18 protein-coding genes are annotated in these 21,177 nt (G+C 64.7%); 3 read left to right on the forward strand and 15 right to left on the reverse strand.

Annotated features, from left to right (window positions below):
- The first annotated feature begins 4 nt into the window (after positions 1 to 4).
- The 3 genes from J2R80_RS31850 to glsA all read left to right on the forward strand — a co-directional run bounded on the left by J2R80_RS31850 (position 5) and on the right by glsA (position 5,255).
- Positions 5 to 1,168, forward strand: coding sequence for a TAXI family TRAP transporter solute-binding subunit (locus J2R80_RS31850; protein WP_076826550.1), 1,164 nt, complete (start codon positions 5 to 7; stop codon positions 1,166 to 1,168).
- Between the two features lie 141 nt (positions 1,169 to 1,309).
- Entirely contained in the window at positions 1,310 to 3,373 is a 2,064-nt protein-coding gene (locus J2R80_RS31855; RefSeq protein ID WP_076826548.1) for a TRAP transporter permease, read from the forward strand.
- A 22-nt stretch (positions 3,374 to 3,395) separates the two neighbouring features.
- Positions 3,396 to 5,255, forward strand: a complete 1,860-nt coding sequence (gene glsA, locus J2R80_RS31860; protein WP_076826546.1) for a glutaminase A — start codon at positions 3,396 to 3,398, stop codon at positions 5,253 to 5,255.
- Positions 5,256 to 5,444: 189 nt separating this feature from the next.
- Here the strand turns inward: glsA and J2R80_RS31865 are convergent, their stop codons facing one another.
- The 15 genes from J2R80_RS31865 to J2R80_RS31935 all read right to left on the reverse strand — a co-directional run bounded on the left by J2R80_RS31865 (position 5,445) and on the right by J2R80_RS31935 (position 21,064).
- The gene (locus tag J2R80_RS31865) at positions 5,445 to 5,972 is read right to left on the reverse strand and encodes a carboxymuconolactone decarboxylase family protein (protein ID WP_076826544.1); all 528 of its coding nucleotides are present in this window, start codon (positions 5,970 to 5,972) and stop codon (positions 5,445 to 5,447) included.
- 577 nt (positions 5,973 to 6,549) lie between these two features.
- Positions 6,550 to 6,909: a Zn-ribbon domain-containing OB-fold protein gene (locus tag J2R80_RS31870; protein WP_076826541.1), complete on the reverse strand. Its 360-nt coding sequence runs from the start codon at positions 6,907 to 6,909 to the stop codon at positions 6,550 to 6,552.
- Positions 6,906 to 8,042 (reverse strand): thiolase family protein, encoded by a 1,137-nt coding sequence (locus J2R80_RS31875; RefSeq protein WP_076826540.1) that lies wholly within the window; start codon positions 8,040 to 8,042, stop codon positions 6,906 to 6,908. The genes J2R80_RS31870 and J2R80_RS31875 overlap by 4 nt, the downstream gene beginning before the upstream one ends.
- 125 nt (positions 8,043 to 8,167) lie before the next feature.
- Positions 8,168 to 9,334, reverse strand: a complete 1,167-nt coding sequence (locus tag J2R80_RS31880) for an acyl-CoA dehydrogenase family protein (protein WP_028344637.1) — start codon at positions 9,332 to 9,334, stop codon at positions 8,168 to 8,170.
- An 11-nt stretch (positions 9,335 to 9,345) separates the two neighbouring features.
- Entirely contained in the window at positions 9,346 to 10,545 is a 1,200-nt protein-coding gene (locus tag J2R80_RS31885; protein WP_057019740.1) for a CaiB/BaiF CoA-transferase family protein, read from the reverse strand.
- A 163-nt stretch (positions 10,546 to 10,708) separates the two neighbouring features.
- Positions 10,709 to 10,918, reverse strand: coding sequence for a hypothetical protein (locus tag J2R80_RS31890; protein ID WP_057019739.1), 210 nt, complete (start codon positions 10,916 to 10,918; stop codon positions 10,709 to 10,711).
- A 143-nt stretch (positions 10,919 to 11,061) separates the two neighbouring features.
- Entirely contained in the window at positions 11,062 to 12,600 is a 1,539-nt protein-coding gene (locus J2R80_RS31895) for a class I adenylate-forming enzyme family protein (RefSeq protein ID WP_141339952.1), read from the reverse strand.
- A gap of 1 nt (position 12,601) precedes the next feature.
- Positions 12,602 to 13,771: an acetyl-CoA acetyltransferase gene (locus tag J2R80_RS31900; RefSeq protein WP_028344634.1), complete on the reverse strand. Its 1,170-nt coding sequence runs from the start codon at positions 13,769 to 13,771 to the stop codon at positions 12,602 to 12,604.
- Between the two features lie 45 nt (positions 13,772 to 13,816).
- Positions 13,817 to 14,467 (reverse strand): bifunctional 4-hydroxy-2-oxoglutarate aldolase/2-dehydro-3-deoxy-phosphogluconate aldolase, encoded by a 651-nt coding sequence (gene eda, locus J2R80_RS31905; protein WP_076826536.1) that lies wholly within the window; start codon positions 14,465 to 14,467, stop codon positions 13,817 to 13,819.
- Positions 14,464 to 15,420, reverse strand: a complete 957-nt coding sequence (locus J2R80_RS31910) for a sugar kinase (RefSeq protein ID WP_057019736.1) — start codon at positions 15,418 to 15,420, stop codon at positions 14,464 to 14,466. Before J2R80_RS31910 ends, eda begins: the two co-directional genes overlap by 4 nt.
- A 156-nt stretch (positions 15,421 to 15,576) precedes the next feature.
- Positions 15,577 to 16,563: a D-erythronate dehydrogenase gene (gene denD, locus J2R80_RS31915; protein ID WP_028344631.1), complete on the reverse strand. Its 987-nt coding sequence runs from the start codon at positions 16,561 to 16,563 to the stop codon at positions 15,577 to 15,579.
- A 52-nt stretch (positions 16,564 to 16,615) separates the two neighbouring features.
- Complete coding sequence (locus tag J2R80_RS31920; protein ID WP_076826534.1) at positions 16,616 to 17,539, reverse strand: carbohydrate ABC transporter permease; 924 nt, start codon at positions 17,537 to 17,539, stop codon at positions 16,616 to 16,618.
- Complete coding sequence (locus J2R80_RS31925; protein WP_057019734.1) at positions 17,532 to 18,491, reverse strand: carbohydrate ABC transporter permease; 960 nt, start codon at positions 18,489 to 18,491, stop codon at positions 17,532 to 17,534. Before J2R80_RS31925 ends, J2R80_RS31920 begins: the two co-directional genes overlap by 8 nt.
- Before the next feature lie 109 nt (positions 18,492 to 18,600).
- Positions 18,601 to 19,920, reverse strand: a complete 1,320-nt coding sequence (locus tag J2R80_RS31930; RefSeq protein WP_057019733.1) for an ABC transporter substrate-binding protein — start codon at positions 19,918 to 19,920, stop codon at positions 18,601 to 18,603.
- A 76-nt stretch (positions 19,921 to 19,996) separates the two neighbouring features.
- A complete protein-coding gene (locus J2R80_RS31935) occupies positions 19,997 to 21,064 on the reverse strand; it encodes an ABC transporter ATP-binding protein (protein WP_028334988.1) in 1,068 nt (355 codons plus the stop codon).
- Positions 21,065 to 21,177: the final 113 nt, after the last annotated feature.

Below are 21,177 nucleotides of genomic sequence, written 5' to 3' on the forward strand. Positions count from 1 at the left end.
AATTATGATCCATCGGCTGATGGCGCTCGCGCCTGCCGCTCTTGCCGGCATTTCGATCTTCGCTGCCCTGCCCGCCTCGGCCGACGACATCAAGCTGCCGCCGACCATGGCGGTGACCGCCTACGACACCGGCACCGCCGGCTTCAACATCGCGGTCGGCGTCGGCAAGATGATGAAGGACAAATACGGCACCGACGTCCGCGTGCTGCCGGCCGGCAACGACGTCGCGCGGCTCGCGCCGCTGCGCGCCAAGCGCGCGGTCTCCTCGGCGATGGGATCGGGGACCTATTTCGCGCAGGAAGGCGTGTTCGAGTTCGGCGCCAAGGAGTGGGGCCCGCAGCCGCTGCAGCTCATGCTGTCGTCGGTCGACTGCAATTGCGGCGCGCTCGGCGTGGCAGCCGATGCCGGCGTCAAGGAAATGAAAGACCTTCGCGGCAAGCGCGTCGGCTTCGTGGTCGGCTCGCCGGCGCTGAACCAGAACTCGCTCGCGATGCTCGCGTTCGGCGGCCTCACCCAGAAGGACGTCAAGATCGTCGAGTTCGCAAGCTATGGGGCGATGTGGAAAGGCCTGATCAACAACGACACCGATGCCGCCTTCGGCACCACGATCACCGGCCCCGCCAAGGAAGCCGAGACCTCGCCGCGCGGCCTGATGTGGCCGCCGCTGCCCGCCGACGACAAGGAAGGCTGGGCACGGGTGAAAAAGGTCGGCTCGTTCTTCTTCCCGCAAACCGCAACCTGCGGCGCCGGCATCTCGCCGGACAAGCCGATCCAGCTCGGCAATTACCCCTACCCGATCTTCGTCGCCTATGCGGCGCAGCCGGTCGACCAGATCTACGCGATCACCAAGGCGATGATCGTCAACTACGACGCCTACAAGGATTCGGCGCCCGGCGCCGCCGGGCTCGGCGCCGACCGGCAGACCAAGAACTGGGTCGTCCCCGTGCATCCCGGCGCGGTGAAGGCGCTCAAGGAAACCGGCCACTGGAGCGACGAGCAGGACGCGCACAACAACACGCTTTACAAGCGCCAGGAGGTGCTGGCCGCCGCCTGGACGGATTACGGCAAGTCGAGCCCGCCGTCGGACGACAAGGCCTTCCTCGATGGCTGGATGAAGGCGCGCGCTGCCGCGCTTGCGAAAGCCAATATGCCCAATGGCTTTGAGTGAGACCCGCCAACGCGCGATGAGATCGGGTTAGTCGTCATCGCGCTTGCGCCCGTTCGAGCATGGTGCTTCCGGAAAACCGCTTCGCACTTTTCCGGATCATGCTCTAGGCTACGGGCAAAACGGACAACATTGGGGGATGCAATGCCCGAGAACGCCGCGGCTGCGCCTGCGAAAAGAATCGAGTTTGAAGATCCGCATGCCGGTCTCGACAATCTGCAGGAGGCCGAGGTCACGCGCGTGCGCACCCTGCGCGGGGTGTGGCGCTGGGCGCTGGTGGTCGCAACCGCCGCAACCATCCTGCTCTGCATCAACCAGCAATTCTCGCTGCGCTTCTTCATCGACTACACCCAGCTCAACACCGAATATTTCTATCTCTTGATCGCGCTGATGCTGCCCTTCACGTTCCTGATCTTCCCCGGATCGGAGCGCGCGCCGCTGAACCGCATTCCCTGGTATGACCTCGCGCTCGCCGTCGCGACCTTCGCCGCCTCGATCTGGCTGATGCTGAACGTGCGCAAGGCGGCGCAATATGGCTGGGAGTCCGACGGCGCCCCGAGGAACGTCGTCATCGCCGGCCTCGTGATGTGGGTGATGCTGATGGAGGCGCTGCGCCGGACCGGCGGCTGGAGCCTCCTGCTCAGCGTGCTGCCCTTCACCGTCTATCCGCTGTTCGCCGAGGCCAGCTGGCTCGGGCCGTTCCGCGGCTCGCAGCTGACGCTCGACCAGACCACCGCCTATCACGTGTTGTCCGGCGAGAGCCTGCTCGGCATTCCGATCCAGGCCTTCGCCGATACCGTGATCGGCTTCCTGGTGTTCGGCACCGCGCTGATGATGACCGGCGCCGGAAAATTCTTCATCAACCTCGCCTTCGCGCTGTGCGGCACGTTCCGCGGCGGTGCCGCCAAGGTCTGCATCTTCGCGTCCGGCCTGCTCGGCATGATGTCGGGCTCGATCGTTTCCAACGTGCTGACCGCCGGCACCATGACGATCCCGGTCATGAAGAAGAGCGGCTTCCGCGCCTCCTATGCCGGCGCGATCGAGGCCTGCGCCTCCACCGGCGCCGTGCTGGCGCCGCCGGTGATGGGCGCCACCGCGTTCGTGATCGCGCAGTTCCTCAATATCAGCTACGCGGAGGTCGCGGTGGCCGCGATCATTCCTGCGGCGCTCTACTATGTCGGCCTGTTCATGCAGGTCGACTCCTACGCCGCACGCCACGGGCTGAAGGGCATTCCGCGCGCCGAGCTGCCGCGCGTGATGGATACGATCAAGAACGGCTGGTATTACGTCTTCGTCATTGCGCTCCTGATCGTGATGCTGCTGTATTTCAAGCGCGAAAGCCACGCGCCGTTCTACGCCACCGCGCTGCTGCTGGTGCTGAACCAGATCTTCTCCAAGGAGAGCCGCTGGACGCTCGGGACGATCGGAAAATTCCTCGAGGTCAATGGCCGCACCTTCGTCGAGCTGGTCGGCATCCTCGCCGGTTGCGGTCTGCTGATCGGGGCGTTCTCGATGACCGGCGTGGTCTCGAGCCTGGCCAACGATCTTTTGACGCTTGCGGGCGACAACGCGTTCCTGCTGCTCGTGATGTGCGCCTTCACCAGCCTGATCCTCGGCCTCGGGCTGACCACCACCGCCTGCTACATCTTCCTCGCCATCCTGGTCGCGCCCGCGCTGGAGAAGCTCGGGCTGAACCGGATGGCGGTGCACATGTTCATCTTCTATTGGGGCATGCTGTCGTCGATCACCCCGCCGGTGGCGATCGCCTCCTTCGCTGCGGCCGGCATCGCCGGCTCGCCCGCGATGAAGACCGGATGGGAATCGATGTGGGTCGGCAGCATCATCTATTTCATCCCGTTCTTCTTCGTGCTGAACCCGGCGCTGGTGATGCAGGGACCGAGCCCCTATCTCGCCGGCCTCGGCCTGATGGCGCTCGCGGCCTGCGGCACGCTGTTCATCTGCGGCGGCATCCAGGGCTACCAGGCCTTCGTCGGCGACCTCCGCGGCGCCGGTGCCCTGGAATGGCCGCTCCGGGTGCTGCTGGTGATCGGCGGCTTCGTGCTCGCGACGCCAGGCGGCGGCATCAACCCGCTGTCGCAACTGCAGGTGTCGCTGCTGGGGCTTGCGATCCTCGCCCCGACGGTGTTGATCGCCTTGCTGCTGGTCCGCCGTCAGGCGCTGGTTCCGAACCAGTTGCGCGCGCCTTGATTGCGTTGCACAACAGGAGGCGATGAAACGATCGCCTCCTCCCGTCACCGCCACCACCACGGCTTGGTCCAGCTCGAAGCCGCCGCTGCTGCGGTTTCTGCACACTTGTTACGCAGACTTCCTGCCGGAGGCCGCGGGCGCGGTTGCCGACTACATCCCCGAGCTCGGCAAGGCCGACCCTGCCCATTTCGGCATCAGCCTGGCGACGCTCGACGGCCACGTCTACGAGGTCGGCGACACCAGGGTGCCGTTCACCATCCAGTCGATGTCGAAGCCGTTCGTGTTCGCGCTGGCGCTGGACACGCTGGGCGCCGAACGGGTGGAAAGCGTGATCGGCGTCGAGCCGTCCGGCGACCCCTTCAACTCGATCCGGCTCAATGCCGAGAACCATCCGTTCAATGCGATGGTCAATGCCGGCGCGATCGCCTGCTCCGGCCTGCTCCACGCCGACAAGGGCGACGGCGCGTTCGACTACATCCGCCAGGCGCTCGGCCGCTTCGCCGGACGTGAGCTCGATATCGACGAGGCGGTCTATGCCTCCGAGAGCGCCACCGGCGACCGCAACCGGGCGATCGGTTATCTGCTGCGCACCAACAGCGTGATCACCGAGAACGTGCCTGCGGTGCTCGACGTCTATTTCCGGCAATGCTCCATCCTGGTCACCGCACGCGACACCGCCGTGATGGCGGCGACGCTCGCCAATCGCGGCATCAACCCGCTGACAGAGGAGCAGGTGGTGACGCCCTACGCCATCGCGCGCACGCTATCGGTGATGACCTCGTCGGGCATGTACGACTATGCCGGCGAATGGATCTACCGCGTCGGCATTCCCGCCAAGAGCGGCGTCGGCGGCGGCATTCTGGCGGCACTGCCGGCGCGGCTGGGGCTCGGCAGCTATTCGCCAAAACTCGACAAGCACGGCAACAGCGTGCGCGGCATCAAGGTGTGCGAGACGCTGTCGGCGCATTACGACCTGCATATGCTCAACCGCAGCGACGACGCACGCCACAGCATCATCGCCGACTACAATATCGGCAAGAACCCGTCGCGGCGGGTGCGCCGGCCGCAGGAGCAGGAGATCCTGGCAAGGCACTTCCAGGAGGTCCGAGTGATCGAGCTGGTCGGCACCCTGTCGCTCTCCAATGTCGACTATGTCTCGCGCCGCCTCGCCGGCAGCCCGCGGCCCGAATTCGTGATCTTCGATCTGCGCCGCGTCACCGCGACGACCCGCGCCGGCGCAAGGCTGGTGGCCGAAGCTTTCCAGGAGCTCGCCGAGCTCGGCGTCACCGTGATCCTGTCCGGCATCAAGCGGACCTCGCGCGAATGGGCCACGATCAGCGAGTGGACCAGGCGGCTCGGCAATATCAGGGATTTCTATCTGCTCGACACCGCGATCGAGTGGGCCGAGGACCAGATCGTCTACCGCTATGGCGGCTCGATCGACTTCCTCGAGACCACGGAGCTTTCCGAGCAGCCGCTGCTCGCCGGATTGAGCGAAGCCGAGATCGCCGATCTCACCTCGATTTGCACGGTCCGGACCTACCAGCAGAATGAAAAGGTCATCGCCGCGGGCAGCGAGGCCACCTCGCTGTTCTTCCTCCGCAGCGGCGTGGTCCACGTCACCCTGCCGGACGGCATCCGGCTCGCGACGCTGACTGCCGGCATGGCGTTCGGCGAGATGGCGCTGCTGGAGCCGAAGCGGGTCGCGGACGTGGTCGCCGACATGTCGGCGACCACCTACGAAGTGACGATCGAGGATTTCGAGCGCTTCCGCGAGCGACATCCGCGCGCCGGCGAGCGGATCATGCGCAACCTCGCGCAGATCCTCGCCGAACGGCTGATCCTGGCGAATGCAAAGGTGGATCTGCTGACGTCGGGGTAGGTCTCTCTGTTCTCCCTCTCCCCGCCCTTCGCGGGGAGAGGGTCGGGGTGAGGGGCTGCATCCGCAAAATAACTTCGAGTTAGACTCGCGGAGATTCCCCCTCACCCGGACCGCATTCCGCTTCGCTGCATGCGCTCCGGCCTCTCCCCGCAGGCGGGGCGAGGCGAAGGACTCCGCGACGCGATCCGCTCAGCTCACTACTTCCGTCACCGGCTGCATGTCGATCTCGAAGGTCTCGAGAAATTTCGACGTCATGATGTAGAAGCCGACCGAGAGTTGCAGCTCGATCAGCGCGGCCGGCGTCAGCTTCACTGCGATCGCCCTGAAGGTCGCGTCGGTCGGCTTCTTGAGCTTGACGATCTCGTCGGTGAAGGCGAGCGCCGCGCGCTGCACATCGTTGAAGCAGGTCGCGGACCGCCAATCCTCGAGCGCGGCGTTCTGCTCGTCGGTGACGCCGACATTCTTGCCGATCCGCTTGTGCGCGACGATCTCGTAGGGCGCCTCGCAGAGAATGCCGGTGCGCGTGATCGCAAGCTCGCGGACGACGGGATCGAGCTCGCCCTTGTGGCGGATCGCGCCGCCGAGCCGGCAATACTGTTCAAAGTAGCTTGGCGAATGCGCCATCATGCGAAAGATATTGGCGTTGCGGTTCTTGTCGAGGATCTCGCGGGTCCGCGGGCTTGCCTTCGCGGGATCGGAGTAGTCGATACGGGCCATTTCCTAACCTTGATCTTGCCGTCGTTTCTGTCGGGTTCCGAAACACTAGAGCTTTTTCCGTTCCGATGAAATCGGAACGGGGCCCTAGATCCTTGTTTCGACGCGTTTTCTTCACGCGAACCGATATCCACTTCGCTCGAAAACGCTCTGTACGGGCTGCTGTCGCAGGAGCGACACGCGCGAGTCAAATTGCCGCCGCATTCCCAGACAACGCTGTCACAGTCGATATTCGCTGAGTGGGGACTCGTCAAAAGCGAATACTCGACGCGGGGTGTTCCGAGTAAAAAATCCGGCCGTCTTGCGCGCAATTTGCGCAACGATGAGTCACGCCCAAGTCTAGGGGAAACGCATGAAGGAAGCCACCAAGAGGGCGGCCTCGGAAGCGCTTGCGCAAATGCTGGCGGTGACGGCAATGCTCGTCATCGCCAGCGTGATCTTTTATTGGCACTGAGGCATGATCCCGAAAAGTGTGTAGCGGTTTTCGGAAAGATCATGCCCAAAATGATCCGCAAACTATGAGGGGCAAGAGCGAACCTGTTCAGCCTGGTCTTGCGTTCTGACTGGATCGTTCAGCCCCTCATTTCGCCTTTGCGAAATATGGAACCAGCCTCCCCGCGAATTGCGTGAAGCGCGCCGCGACCTTGTCGCCGATGGCAAGGTCGTTGTCGCCATGGGCCATCATGCGAAAGCCTTCGTCGGCATCGACAAGCACGATGTTGTAGGGCACATGCGCCCGCGCCTCCGGCGTCGCGGCGCGGCAGACCAGCGAGGTCGCATACACCGTCCCTGCCCCACTCGCGCGATGCTCGGCAAGATCTGGCGAACCGCATGCGGCGCAAAAGCTGCGGCGGAAATATTGCCGCGCGCCGCAGCCGTTGCAGGTCTGGTAGACGATGGCTTCAGTGCCCTTGGTCCAGTCCACGATCGGTCCGCTCATCGCACGCGCTCCAGGAACATGCTGACATGCGACGACAGCACGCCGCCATCGCCGTGCAGAAGCGCCACCGAGGCGTCGCGCACCTGACGATTTTCGGCGCGGCCGGTCATCTGCAGATGGGTCTCGATCAGATGCGCCATCGCGCCGCCGACGCCGCAATGGCCGTAGCTGAGCAGGCCGCCATGGGTGTTGAGCGGCATCTCGCCATCCTGATTGAAATAGCCGGCGCGCACCCGCGCCGCCGCCTCGCCGCGTCCGGCAAGGCCGAGATCCTCCAGCAGCATCGCGAGCGTGATCGTGAAGCTGTCATAGACCGCGGCGTAGCGCACGTCCGGGATCGCGACGCCCGCCGCCTGCTTCGCTTTCGCGATCGAAATCTCGGCGCCGAGTTCGCTCAGCGCAGGCGCTGCGGTGACGTGCTGATGGGTGTGTGCCTGGGCGCAGCCGCGGACGCGGACCTGCCGCTCGCCGGTCGGCTCGCGGCTGATCACACAGGCCGCACCGCCGTCCGACACCGGGCAGCAGTCGAGCAGCTTGAGCGGCATCGCCACGGGCTTGGAGGCCATCACGTCGGCAACCGTGATCGGCTCGTGGAATTGCGCGCCGGGATGCGTCAGCGCGTGCTTGCGCATCAGCACCGCGAACTCGGCGAGGTCTACCTGCGTGAGGCCGTATTCATGCATGTAGCGCGTTGCGACCAGGCCGTAATAGGCCGGGATCGTCGGCCCCAGCGTCACCTCGTAGTCGGGATGGCCGACCTGGGCCAGCGCCTGGATCGAGGCGTCCCGGCTCTGCCCGGTTAGCCGGTTCTCGCCGCCGACCACCAGCACGTGTTTTGCAACACCGGCGTCGACCAGGTGATGCGCCAGCATGGTCATCGCAAGCCCGGTGGCGCCGCCGACCTGCACGGCGTGCGCGTAAGCCGGGCGAATGCCGAAGTGCTCGGCGAAGACCGTGGCCAGCATGATGTGCGGCGAGACCGTGGAGTAGCCGCAGAGGATGCCGTCGATCTCGGAGCGCTTCAGCCCGGCATCCGAGATCGCAAGCTCGGCCGCCTTGCTCATCAGGTCGAGCGAGGACAAGCCCTCATGCTTGCCGTAGGACGTGAGGCCGACGCCGGTCACGAAGCTCATTTCAGCGCACCTATCTCAGAGCGTCATTCCGGGGCGATGCGAAGCATCGAACCCGGAATCTCGAGATTCCGGGTCTGGTCCTTCGGACCATCCCGGAATGACAACCTACAATGACTTGCGTCATCTCAATACGACTTCGGAAGGCCGAGCACCTTCTCGCCGATGAAGCTGAGGATCAGCTGTGGACTGATCGGCGCGATGCGCGGGATCAGCGATTCCCGCAAGTAGCGCTCGACGTGGTACTCCTTGGCGTAGCCGAAGCCGCCATGGGTCATCACCGCTTGCTCGCAGGCATGGAAGCCGGCTTCCGCCGCGAGATATTTTGCGGAGTTCGCCGCGGGGCCGCAGGGCAGGTTCTGGTCATACTGCCAGCCGGCGCGCAGCACCATCAGCCAGGCTGCCTCCAGTTCCATCCAGCACTTCGCCAGCGGATGCTGGATCGCCTGGTTCATGCCGATCGGCCGGTTGAACACGATGCGGCCCTTGGCATATTCCGACGCCCGCTTCAGCGCGATCTGGCCGAGGCCGACGGCTTCAGCCGCGATCAGGATGCGCTCGGGATTCATGCCGTGCAGGATGTATTCGAAGCCGCGGCCCTCCTCGCCGATACGGTCTTCGACCGGGATCTCGAAATTCTCGAAGAACAGCTCGTTGGAATCGACTGGCTTGCGGCCCATCTTCTCGATCTCGTGCACGGTGACGCGCTTGCGGTCGAAATCGGTGTAGAACAGGCTGAGGCCATGGGTCGGGCTGCGCACCTCCTCCAGCGGCGTGGTGCGCGCGAGCAGCAGGATCTTGTTGGCGACCTGGGCGGTCGAGATCCACACCTTCTGGCCGTTGACGATGTATTTGTCGCCCTGGCGCACCGCGCGGGTCTTGAGCTGCGTGGTGTTGAGGCCGGTGTTCGGCTCGGTCACCGCGAAGCAGGACTTGTCGCGGCCGTCGATGATCGGCGGCAGCATGCGCTGGCACTGCTCCTTGGTGCCGAACACCACCACCGGATTGAGCCCGAACACGTTCATATGCACCGCGGACGCGCCGGACATGCCGGCACCGGATTCGGAGATCGTGCGCATCATGATCGCGGCATCGGTGATGCCGAGCCCGGAGCCGCCATATTCCTCGGGGATGCAGATGCCGAGCCAGCCGGCATCGGCCAGCGCGCGGTGGAAGTCGGCCGGATAGCCGCCCTCCTTGTCCTTCTTCAGCCAGTAGGCTTCGTCAAAGCGCGAGCAGATCTTGGCGACGGCATCGCGGATCGATTCCTGGTTGGCGGAGAGTGCGAAATCCATCTGTCGTGCTCCTATGCCTGCACCGCTTTGGCCGCGCCGTCGCGCACCATCGCCGCGATCTCCTCGGTGGAGAAGCCTGCCTCCCGCAAAATCTCCGCGCTGTGCTCGCCGAGCCGTGGCGCCAGCCGGCTCGGCTCGACCTTGGTCTCCGACCACCGCGCCGACGGCGTCATGCTGCGGATCCGCCCCTCGGTCGGATGATCGACCACGGGGAAGACGCCGGTCGCGACCATATGCGGGTCCTCCAGCAGGCTCTCGAGATCGTGCATCGGCATTACCGGCACGTCGGCCTTTTCGAGGATCCCGTTCCACTCGGCGGTCGTCTTGGTCTGCAGGATGCGCGCGAGCTCGGCGTAGACGACATCGATATTGGTGGCGCGGCCGGCGAAGGTCGCGAATTTCGGATCGCTGCGCAGATCGTCGCGGCCGGTCGCCTTGAAGAAGTTCTCCCACTGCTTGTCGTTGTAGACGATCACGCAGATATAGCCGTCGAGCGTCTTGTATGGCCGCCGGTCCGGCGACAGATGGCGCGCATAGCCGCCCTTGTCGAGCGGCGGATCGTAGGTCAACCCGCCCATGTGATCGCCCATGACGAAGCCGGCCATGGTCTCGAACATCGGAATATCGACGCGTTGGCCCTGCCCGGTGCGATCGCGATGCACAAGGCTCGCACAGATCGCGCCGACCGCGGTGAGGCCGACGATGCGATCCACCAGCGCGTTCGGCACATAGCGCGGCACGCCGTCCGAGGTTTGCGCCATCAGCGCCGGCAGCGCGGTCGCGCCCTGGATCAGATCGTCATAGGCGGGCTTGGCGGCATAAGGTCCCTCCTGGCCGAAGCCGAACACGCCGGCATAGATCAGCCGCGGGTTGACCTTGGAAACGACGTCATAGCCGAGCTGCAGCCGCGCCATCGCCTGCGGGCGCACATTGTAGACCAGCACGTCGGCCTTCGCGATCAGCCGCAGCACCGCCTCGCGCCCCGCCGGCTTCTTCAGATCGAGGCAGACCGAGCGCTTGCTGCGATTGGTGTTGAGGAACACCGGTCCCATGCCGGGATGCCGCGTCGGACCGATCTGCCGCGTCACGTCGCCGTCGGGGGATTCCACCTTGATGACGTCGGCGCCGTAATCGCCCAGCATCTGCGTGGCGTAGGGTCCCATCAGCACGGTCGTCATGTCGACGACCTTGATACCCTGCAGTGGTCCCATCGTCTTGTTCGCTCCCGGATGTCGTGGTTATAGAGCTAGTAACGGGAGCTATTCCAAGAGATCAAGCTGCGCCGGGCGTATGGGCGTATGCATGGCTGCGGCCGGGCCGCTTCCGTGCGGCGGAACGCAGGCTGGGCAAAACGAAGCGTATTCACCGCCGCCCTTATGCCGGCGACTGCCCCGTCATCACCTCGCGCGCCTTCAGGAGCTTTTCCAGTTCCGCATTCTGCTGCTCGAGCCGCTCGGCGATGCGCTCCTCGACTTCGGCGCCGGCTGCGCCTGCGGCCTGCTCGATCAGCTGCCTGATATTGTCCCGGAGGATCGCGATGCGATCGTTCACTTCCGACAGCGACAGAGACGTCTCGATTCCCATGGTCCGTTCTCCCGGTGACAAGCACAGGCAGCTTAGCGCGGCGGGAGGTCCGGGCATATCCCTTAACCGCCTTAGTGACCCCAATCCCTACAGTGCATGGGGTTGTCTTCGATGTTTTCGATTCAACCCAGGCTCGCCCCGCTTTAGCCCATGCCTTTGGCCAGCATCTCCCGCAGCGCGGTCTTCAGCACCTTGCCGTAATTGTTCTTCGGCAGGGCATCGAGATAGACATAGCGCTTCGGCCGCTTGAAGCGGGCGATCGAGGCAAGGCAATGCGCGTCGAGCTTGCCGTCGTCGGCGGCGGCGCCGTCCGCGAGCACGACGCAGGCGACGACGATCTCGCCCCATTCCGGATCCGGCACACCGACGGCCGAGACCTCGCTGACATCGGGATGGGTCAGCAGGGCTTCCTCGACCTCGCGCGGATAGATGTTGGTGCCGCCGGAGATGATCACGTCCTTGGAGCGGTCCGACAGCGTGAGGAAGCCGTCGGCGTCGAGCCGGCCGACATCGCCGGTGCGCAGCCAGCCGTCCTTCAATGTCTCGGCATTGGCCTTCGGATTGTTCCAGTAGCCGAGCATCACGGTCGCGCCCTTGACCTCGATCTCGCCGGTCTCCCCGGGAGGCAGCGGCGTGCCGTCCTTGTCGGTGATGCGCACGGTGACGACGCTCTGCGCCAGCCCGACTGAAGCCAGCCGTTCGAGATAGCGCGGATGATCGCTCCGGGCGTGCCAGCCGCGCGACAGCGCCGTGATGGTCATCGGCGACTCGCCCTGGCCATAGATCTGCACGAAGCGCTGGCCCATCGTCGTCATCGCATCGGTGATGTCGGCCGTGTACATCGGACCACCGCCATAGATGATGGTGCGCAGCCCCTCGCCGTTCTCGCCGCGCTTCTTCGCGGCATCGACCAGGCGGCGCACCATCGTGGGGGCCGCGAACATCACGACATTGTCAAGCTGGCGGCCGAGGTTGAGCACCTCGTCAGGATCGAAGCCGCCGGACTCCGGCACGACGTGGCGGCCGCCCATCCGGACGTGCGGGAAATTGTAGAGGCCGGCGCCATGCGAGATCGGCGCGGCATAGAGCGAGGCATCGTGCGGCGTCGCCGGATCGACGTCGGCGAGATAGCACAGCGACATCGCGACCAGATTGCCGTGGCTGAGCATCACGCCCTTGGGACGGCCCGTGGTGCCCGATGTGTAGAACAGCCAGGCGAGATCGTTGTTTTCGCGCGGCAGCGGTGCAGGTGGCCCCTCGCCGCTTCGCATCGTCTTGTAAGCGTCGCTGTCGACCGACAGCGTGGTCATGCCGGCGGGGCAGTCGTCCTTCGCCTTGTTCAACGCACCGATCGTGTCATCGGAGACGAAGGCGAGCTCGGCACCGCCATTGCCGCAGATCCACGCCGCCTCGCGGCCGTGCAGCTTGGCGTTGATCGGGATCGCGGCGGCGCCGATCCACCAGATGCCGTAGAGGCATTCGAGATATTGCGTGCAGTTCGACGCAAACAGCGCGATGCGGTCGCCGGCGGCAATGCCGTGATCGCGCGCCAGCGCCGCCCCGATCGAGGCGGCGCGGCGGGCAAAGGTGGCGTAGTCGGCGTCGAGATCGAAACCGGTCAGCAGCGCCGGCGCGTCGGGACGCGCCCGTGCCGTCGCCGCCAGCCATTCGGCAATGTTCAAGCTACTTCGCCGGCTCGAGGATCGAGACGTAGTTGGCGACCGCGGCGCCGCCCATGTTGAAGATGCCGCCGATCTGCGGGTTCTTGAGCTGCATGCCCTCGGGCGCTTGCCCCGTGAGCTGCATCGCGCTCATCACATGCATGGAGACGCCGGTGGCGCCGATCGGGTGGCCCTTGGCCTTGAGGCCGCCGGACGGATTGACCGGCAGCTTGCCGTCCTTCTGGGTCCAGCCTTCCATGATCGCGCGCGCGCCCTGTCCCTTCGGCGTCAGGCCCATCGCTTCATATTCGATCAGCTCGGCGACGGTGAAGCAGTCATGGGTCTCGACGAAGGACAGGTCGGAGAGCTGCAGGCCGGCCTTCTGCAGCGCGCGCTGCCAGGCGGTGGTGCAGCCTTCGAACTGCAGGATGTCACGCTTGGACATCGGCAGGAAATCCTGCGCATGCGCGGTGGCACGGATGTTCACCGCCTTGCCCATGGTCTTGGCGGTCTCGGCATCGGTCAGCACCAGTGCCGCGGCGCCGTCCGAGACCAGCGAGCAGTCGGTGCGCTTCAAGGGACCGGCGACGAACGGGTTCTTGTCGCTCTCGGCGCGGCAGAACTCGAAGCCGAAATCCTTGCGCATCTGCGCATAGGGATTGGCGACGCCGTTCTTGTGGTTCTTGGCGGCGATCATCGCCAGCGCATCCGACTGGTCGCCGTATTTCTGGAAATAGGCCTGCGCGATCTTGCCGAACACGCCGGCAAAGCCGCCGACCGTGTCGCCGTCCTCGGGCAGATACGACGCCTTGAGCAGGTTCTTGCCGATCTCCGGGCCCGGCGTCTTCGTCATCTGCTCGACGCCGACCACCAGCACGATCTTCGCGGCGCCGGCTTCGATGGCGCGAATGCCCTGATGCACGGCGGCCGATCCGGTGGCGCAGGCATTCTCGACCCGGGTGGTCGGCTTGAAGCGCAGCGCCGGATTGGCCTGCAGTACCAGCGAGGCCGTAAAATCCTGCGGCGAGAAGCCGGCGTTGAAATGACCGAGCATAATTTCGTCGACATCGGACGCGGCGATGCCGGCGTCAGCCAGCGCCTCGTTGGCGACCTTGACCACGAGACCCTCGACGGTCTCCGCGTCGAACTTTCCGAATGGCGTGTGCGCCCAACCCACGATGCTGGCGGTCATGGCTGTATCTCCCTGTTCCTGTTCGGAGAGTTATGTAGCGTATCTTCAGGCGGCTTTCAGCGTTTTCATCGCCGTCGCGCACATGGCGGTTATGCCCGCCCAATTGGCGGCGCGGATATCGGCCGCGGGGCACAGCCAGGAACCGCCGACCGCCAGCACATTCGGTTCGGCGAGCCAGGTCACCGCATTGGCCTCGCTGACCCCGCCGGTCGGGCACACCCTGACCTGCGGAAATGGCCCGGCCAGAGCCCGCAGTGCCTTGATACCGCCCGCCTGCTCGGCCGGGAAGAATTTGACGACGTCGAAGCCGTGGGCCAGCGCCTGCATCAACTCGGAGGCGGTCGCGATCCCCGGCGCGAAGGGCAGCTGGCTGGAGGCTGCCGCCGCCAACAGCTCGGGCGTCGCACCCGGGCTGATGCCGAATTTGGCGCCCAGCGCCTCGGCGCGCATCAGGTCGTCACCATTGAGGATCGTGCCGATCCCGACGATTGCCTCCGGCACACCGGCGATGATGGCCCTGGCCGCGTCGACCGCGACCGCCGTCCGCAGCGTCACCTCGAGCGTCCGCACGCCGCCGGCGACCAGCGCCTTTGCAAGCGGCACCGCGTCCTCGAGCCGCTCGATGGTCAGCACCGGGATCACGGTGGCCTGACGGATCAGCTCGGCGATCCGGTCCTGCTTCGATGTCGTTGTCATTGCGAGGCCTTACGGGATGGTGGGAGACGAAGCGCCTTTTTCGGCGGCATGGCGTAGCGCGGAATGATCGCGCCGGGATAGCACACCACGACACCGGCCAGCCGATGGCCGGCGCGCGCCGCCTCCTCTGGCTCGGCGCCGCCGAGCCGCGCGGCGAGATAGGCGGCGGCAAAGCTGTCGCCGGCCGCGGTGGTATCGACCACCGGCTTGGTAAGCTGCTCCGCCTTCACCTCGCGCGTTCCGCCGGCCGAGCGCACGATGCAGGCCGGCTCGGCGAGCTTCAGCACCACCTCGGGGCTCGAGATGCCGGCCAGCAGCGCCGTGTTGCTCTCGCCGGGATAAAGCGGCGCCAGATCCTCGGTCGAGGCAAGCACGATATCGGCCGTCTCGAACGCGCTGCTGAAGACCTTCCGCGCGACGTTCAGGTCCGGCCAGCCGCGGGCGCGGAAATTGGTGTCGAACGCAAACCGCGTCCCCAACAGCCGCGCACGCTTCAGCGCCGCCAGCAATCGCTCCTGCCCGTCCTCGCGCAGGATCGAGAGCGTGATCGCCGAGAGATAGACGACGTCATAGGTCGCGAGTGAGTTCAGGATGTCTTCCGTTTCGGGCAGATCCATCAGGTCGCGGGCGGCGGCGCTGTCACGCCAGTGGAAGAAGCGCCGCTCGCCCTTGTCGTCGGTCTGGATCAGATAGAGGCCGGGCAGCTTGCCCGCCGATCGCGCGACATGCTTGGTGCCGATGCCTTCGCTCGCCCAGCCCGCGATCATCTCATCGCTCAGCGCATCATCGCCGAGCGCCGTGAAGTAATCGACGTGGATGCCGAGCCGGGACAGATAGACCGCGGTGTTGAGCGTGTCGCCGCCATAGGAGCGCGAATACAGCCCGCCGAGCTGGCCGCCAGGAGCCTGGCGCAGCTCGATCATGCATTCGCCGATGCTGGCAACTCTGGTCATCTCAAGCGCCGCGCTAAAGCGCGATGAAGCCTGGTTGAATCATCATCGCGCCTTAGCCCCTTGTCTGAGCATGATCTTCGCGCAAACGCGTTCCGCGTTTGTCGCGAGGGAAACCGCTTCGCACTTGTCCGGATCATGCTTTAGCTCGGACGTTGCTCAGGCGGCGAACTTGCCGCCGAGTTCGTCCTCGATATGGATCCGGATGATGTCGTCGAACGTCTTCTCGGCCGTGGTGAAGCCGAGCTTCAGCGCGCGGTCGGTGGCGAAATCGCGCGGCCAGCCCGAGACGATGCTGATGATGGTCGGATCGGGCACCCGCTTGATCCGCGCGGTGACGTTCTTGCCGGCGACGCGCTCCAGCGACGCGATCTGCTCGCCGACGGTGACGGACATCCCGGGCATGCTGAGATTGCGCCGCGGCCCCATCGCATTGAGATCCATCGTGCCGGCGTGAACCAGAAAGCCGACCGCCGATTTCGGCGAGGCGTGCCAGTGCCGGACGTCCTCGGAGACCGGCAGCACTGCCTCCTCGCCCGCCAGCGGCTCGCGGATGATATTCGAGAAGAAGCCGGACGCCGCCTTGTTCGGCTTGCCCGGACGCACGCAGATTGTCGGCAGGCGGATCGAGATCCCGTCGAGCAGACCCTTGCGGGTGTAGTCGTTGATCAGGAGCTCGCAGATCGACTTCTGCGTGCCATAGCTCGTCAGCGGCGTATGGAAGAACTCGTCGCCGATCTTCTCGGGGAACGGCGCGCCAAACACCGCGATCGAGGACGTGAACACCAGCCGCGGCTTGTAGCCGCCGCCGACGGCACGGATGGCGTCGATCAGATAGCGGGTGCCGTCGAGGTTGATCCGGTAGCCCTTGTCGAACTCGGCCTCGGCCTCGCCCGAGACGATCGCGGCGAGATGGAAGATCACCTCGGGACGCTCGGCGATCAGGGGCGCCGCGGCGCCGGCATCGGCGAAATCGGATGCGACCACATTGACCGGGATCGAGGCATTGGCGGGCTTGGCCGGCGCGACCACGTCCTGCAGCGTCATCCGGGTGATCTCTTGCTTGCCGAGGCGGCCCTCGCGCAAGAGACGCTCGGTCAGCTTGCGGCCGACCATGCCGGCGGCGCCCAGAATCAGAATGTGCACGACCCTGCTCCTTTTCTTGTCTTGTTCGAATTCAGCTGCGGGCCTTGCGCGCTCATTCCTTCACGGCACCCGTCATCGCCGAGACATAATGCTCTACGAAGAACGCGTAAAGAATAACCAGCGGTAGCGAGCCGCATAGCGCCCCTGCCATCAGGGACCCCCAGCGATAGATGTCACCGTCAACGAATTCGTTGACGATGGCGACCGGCACGGTCTTGTTCGGGGTCGATTGCAGGAACGTCAGCGCATAGATGAATTCGTTCCAGCACAGCGTGAAGCAGAAGATGAAGGCCGAGATCAGGCCGGGGACGGCGAGCGGCAGCACGATCTTGATCAGTATCTGCCAGCGGCTGGCGCCGTCGATCAGCGCGCATTCCTCGAGCTCGAACGGGATGGTCTTGAAATATCCCATCAACAGCCAGGTCGAGAACGGAATCAGGATCGTCGGATAGGTCAGGATCAGCGCCAGGGGCGAGTCGAACAGGCCGTACTGAAACACGACGGTCGCGAGCGGAATGAACAGGATCGACGGCGGCACCAGATAGGCCAGGAAGATCAGGCCGCCGACGACGTTGGCGCCCTTGTAGCGCAGCCGCACGATCGCATAGGCCGCGAGCACGCTCGCGATGATCGACAGCAAGGTGGCGCCCACCGCCACATACATCGTGTTCCAGAGCCAATGCGGATAGTAGCTCTCGAACAGCAGCTTGTGGACGTGCTTGAAGGTCGGATTCCAGGTCCAGAACGGATTGTACTTGTCGAGATCGAGCAGTTGCTCGTCCGGCTTGATCGCCGTCAGCCCCATCCAATAGAACGGGAACAGCAGGATGATCACGATGATCGACAGCGGGATGTAGAGCGTCACGATCCGCCGCGGCACCGACTGCAGGTAGCTCATGCCCTCGCTGTTGTCGACGCGCGACGGCGTCGACAGGATGCTCTTGAGGTCGACCTTGGAGGCGGGAAGATCAGTCATTGCTCTCTCCCTGCTGCCACTTCCTGCGTTGCAGGCCGAACCATGACACCATGATCGCGGCGAGCAGGAACGGGATCATCGCGCTCGAGATCGCAGCGCCCTCGCCCAGCTGCCCCGCGATGATCGCGCGCTGATACGACAGCGTCGCCATCAAATGAGTGGCGTTGACCGGGCCGCCGCGCGTCATCGCCCAGATCAGCTGGAAGTCGGTGAAGGTGAACAGCACCGAGAACGTCATCACGACGGCGATGATCGGCGTCAGCAAGGGATAGGTGATGTAGCGGAACATCTGCCAGCGCGAGGCGCCATCCAACGTCGCCGCCTCATACAGCGACGGCTGCACGGTCTGCAGGCCCGCCAGCAGCGTGATCGCCACGAACGGTACGCCGCGCCAGATATTGGCGAAGATCACGCAGATCCGGGCCCAGGTGGTGTCGCCGAGGAAATTGATGTTCTGGGTGATCAGGCCGAGATGCTTGAGCGACCAGGAGATGATCGAGAACTGGGAATCGAAGATCCACCAGAACGCCAGCGCCGACAGCACGGTCGGCACGATGAAGGGGATCAGCACCGCGGCCCGCAACAGCGCCTTGAACGGCATGCGCTCGTTGAGCAGCAGCGCCAAATAGAGTCCGACCGCGAACTTCACGGCGCTCGCGATGAAGGTGTAGAGCAGCGTGTTGAAGACCGACAGCCAGAAGATGGCATCGTCCCACAACCATTCATAGTTCTCAGTGCCGATGAAATGACCGACGCGGCCGATGCGGGTGTCGGTGAAGGACAGCCAGATGCCGAGCCCGAGCGGATAGGCCAGGAAGAAGATCAGGAACGCCATCGCCGGCAACATGAACCAGAAGCCGAGCCAGTTCTTGTTGTGGCGGAGCTGATCCCAGGTGGTCGCTTCGCGGATTTCGGTTTTCGCACGTCGCGGCGCAAGGGCGATGTCAGCCATAGGCGATGTCCCGATTGCTCAACGGATTGAGCATGACTACGCAATATTCCAATGATGGCATTCCAATGATGACGCGGGCGGCGGCTCTCCGCCGCCCGCGGCCATCACATCAGCGATAGATGCGCTTCAGCTGCCGTTCGGCTTCCGCCATCGCGGCCTTGCCGTCCTTGGCACCGGTGCAGTAGTTCGCGAACATGTCGACCACAATGAAGTCGGCGATCGCGGTCGCGGCCTTCTCGCCGGGCGTACCGATGCCGGAGGCCGGCAGCGCGCGCTTCGAGGCCTGGCCGAACACCGCGTTCTTCGGATCGGCGGTCCACACCGGAGCCGAGTCGTAGGCATTGAGCGTGTGGGTGAGATAACCCCGCGCGCCCGACAGCCACTTCTCGAAATTCTCCTTCTCCAGCATGAAGGCGATGAACGCCTTTGCCGCGTTCGGATATTTGCAGAAGTTGAAGGCGAGGATCGGAACCGCGAGTTGCAATTCGGTCGGCTTGCCGATCGAGCCGACCGGCCACAATGCGTGGTCGATGTCCTCGGCGAGCTCCTTCTTGCTCGGATCGTCCTTGGCCGCGACGTAGATCGAGATGCCGTTCGAGGTCAGGAACAGCTCGCCGGACAGGAAGGCCTTGTTGTTGGAGGAGTCGTTCCAGGACGCGACACCCGGAATGAAGGTCTCCGACAGCGCCTTGGCATATTCCAGCGCCTTCATCGTCTCCGGCGAGTTTATGATGACCTTGTCGTCCTTGTCGACAGTCCAGGCGTTGTGGCCCCAGAGGATGTTGTGCACCCAGGCATTGGCGTCGCCGGTGGCGTGGCCGAGCGCGAAGCCGGCCGGCGTGTTGTTCTTCTTCAGCGCCTTGCACAGTTCGAGATAGGCCGGGAAATCGGACGGCACCTGCTTGAAGCCGGCCTTCTCGACCGCCGACTTGCGATAGGTCAAATAGCCGCCGATGGTCGCGACGGGAATGCCGAGCCAGTCATTGCCCTGCTTGCAGGTTTTGGCCGCGGCTTCGGTCCAGCCGCCATACTTGTTGCCGAGATAATCGGCAACGTCGTTCATCTTGAGAACCTTGGTCGGGAACAGCTGCGGCAGCGTGTGCAGGCCCCAGGCGAGGTCGAGACCCGAGCCGGTGTTGGCGGCGACCGAGGCCTTCGGCTGCACGTCCTCGAAGGACTCGCTGAACACGTTCATCTCGGTGCCGGTTGCCGACTTGAAGGCCGCGACCATGGCGTTGAATGCATCGTCTTCCGCGGGCACGAAGCGCTTCCAGCGCATCACGGTGAGCTTGGCGCCGGGCTCCGCCTTCCAGGGCGCGCTCTGCGCCCAGGCCTTGGCGAAGTCAAACAGCGCCGGCCCGGTGAGCATGCCGGTTGCAGCCAGCGCCGTGCCGCCCTGAAGTAGCGAGCGGCGAGTAAAATCGTGCATCGTCCTTCTCCCTATGATTGTGTTTTTGTTGTTTTTGATCTGGCCTGTTGGTCGGCCATTAAGATCGATCGGTCCGTCAGCTGTTCAGTCGCTTCCCCGTCGAATCGTCGAACAGATGGACCAGCGACGGATCCGGCTTGAGCCGAACCTTGTCGCCCGGGTTGAACAGATGGCGCTCGCGGAACACGGCGACGACCTGCTCGCCGCCGAGCTTGGCGAACACCTGGGTCTCCGACCCGGTCGGCTCGACCACCACGATCTCGGCCTCGGCGCCGTCATCGGCGATGGTGAAATGCTCGGGCCGCACGCCGTAGACCGCGGGCTGGCCGTCGGAATTGGCCGGCGCCGATTTCAGCGGCAGCTTGACGCCGTTCGGTCCCTCGAAATAGGCGGCGCCGTTCACCTTCACATTGCCCTTGAGGAAATTCATCGCCGGCGAACCGATGAAACCGGCCACGAACTGGTTCGCCGGCGTGTCATAGAGTTCGAGCGGCGAGCCCATCTGCTCGACGATGCCGTCATGCATCACGACGATCTTGTCGGCCATCGTCATGGCCTCGATCTGGTCGTGGGTGACGTAGACGGTCGTGGTCTTCAGCCGCTGGTGCAGCTCCTTGATCTCGGTGCGCATTGCAACACGCAGCTTGGCGTCGAGGTTCGACAGCGGCTCGTCGAACAGGAACACCTGGGGATCGCGCACGATGGCGCGGCCCATCGCGACGCGCTGGCGCTGGCCGCCCGAAAGCTGGCGGGGATAGCGCTCGAGCAGCGGCGTAAGCGCAAGGATTTCCGCGGCGCGCTTGACGCCGGTCGAGATCTCCTCGGGCTTGGCGCCGCGCAGCTTGAGCGAGAAGCCCATATTGTCGGCGACCGTCATGTGCGGGTAGAGCGCGTAGTTCTGGAACACCATTGCAATGTCGCGCTCTTTGGGCTGGACATTGTTGACGACGCGGTCGCCGATCGAGATCGTGCCGGAGGTGATGTTCTCGAGCCCCGCCAGCATGCGCAGCAGGGTCGACTTGCCGCAGCCGGAGGGGCCGACCAGAACGACGAACTCGCCGTCCTCGATCGGGATCGACACGCCGTGCAGGACCTCAAAATTGCCGAACGATTTCCGCACGTCGCGAATCTGGACCGACGACATCCACTTCCCTCCCTCAAGTTCCCGACGACGTACGACGAGTGCCGCCACCGCTCTGTTTTGTTCCGGCCGCGCTGGGTGCGCGGCGCTGTTGGACTGACGTTATTGTCCGCAGT

Origin of the sequence: Bradyrhizobium sp. USDA 4541 (assembly GCF_024171085.1) — a bacterium.
In the GTDB taxonomy this organism is placed as follows: Bacteria; Pseudomonadota; Alphaproteobacteria; order Rhizobiales; family Xanthobacteraceae; genus Bradyrhizobium; species Bradyrhizobium australafricanum.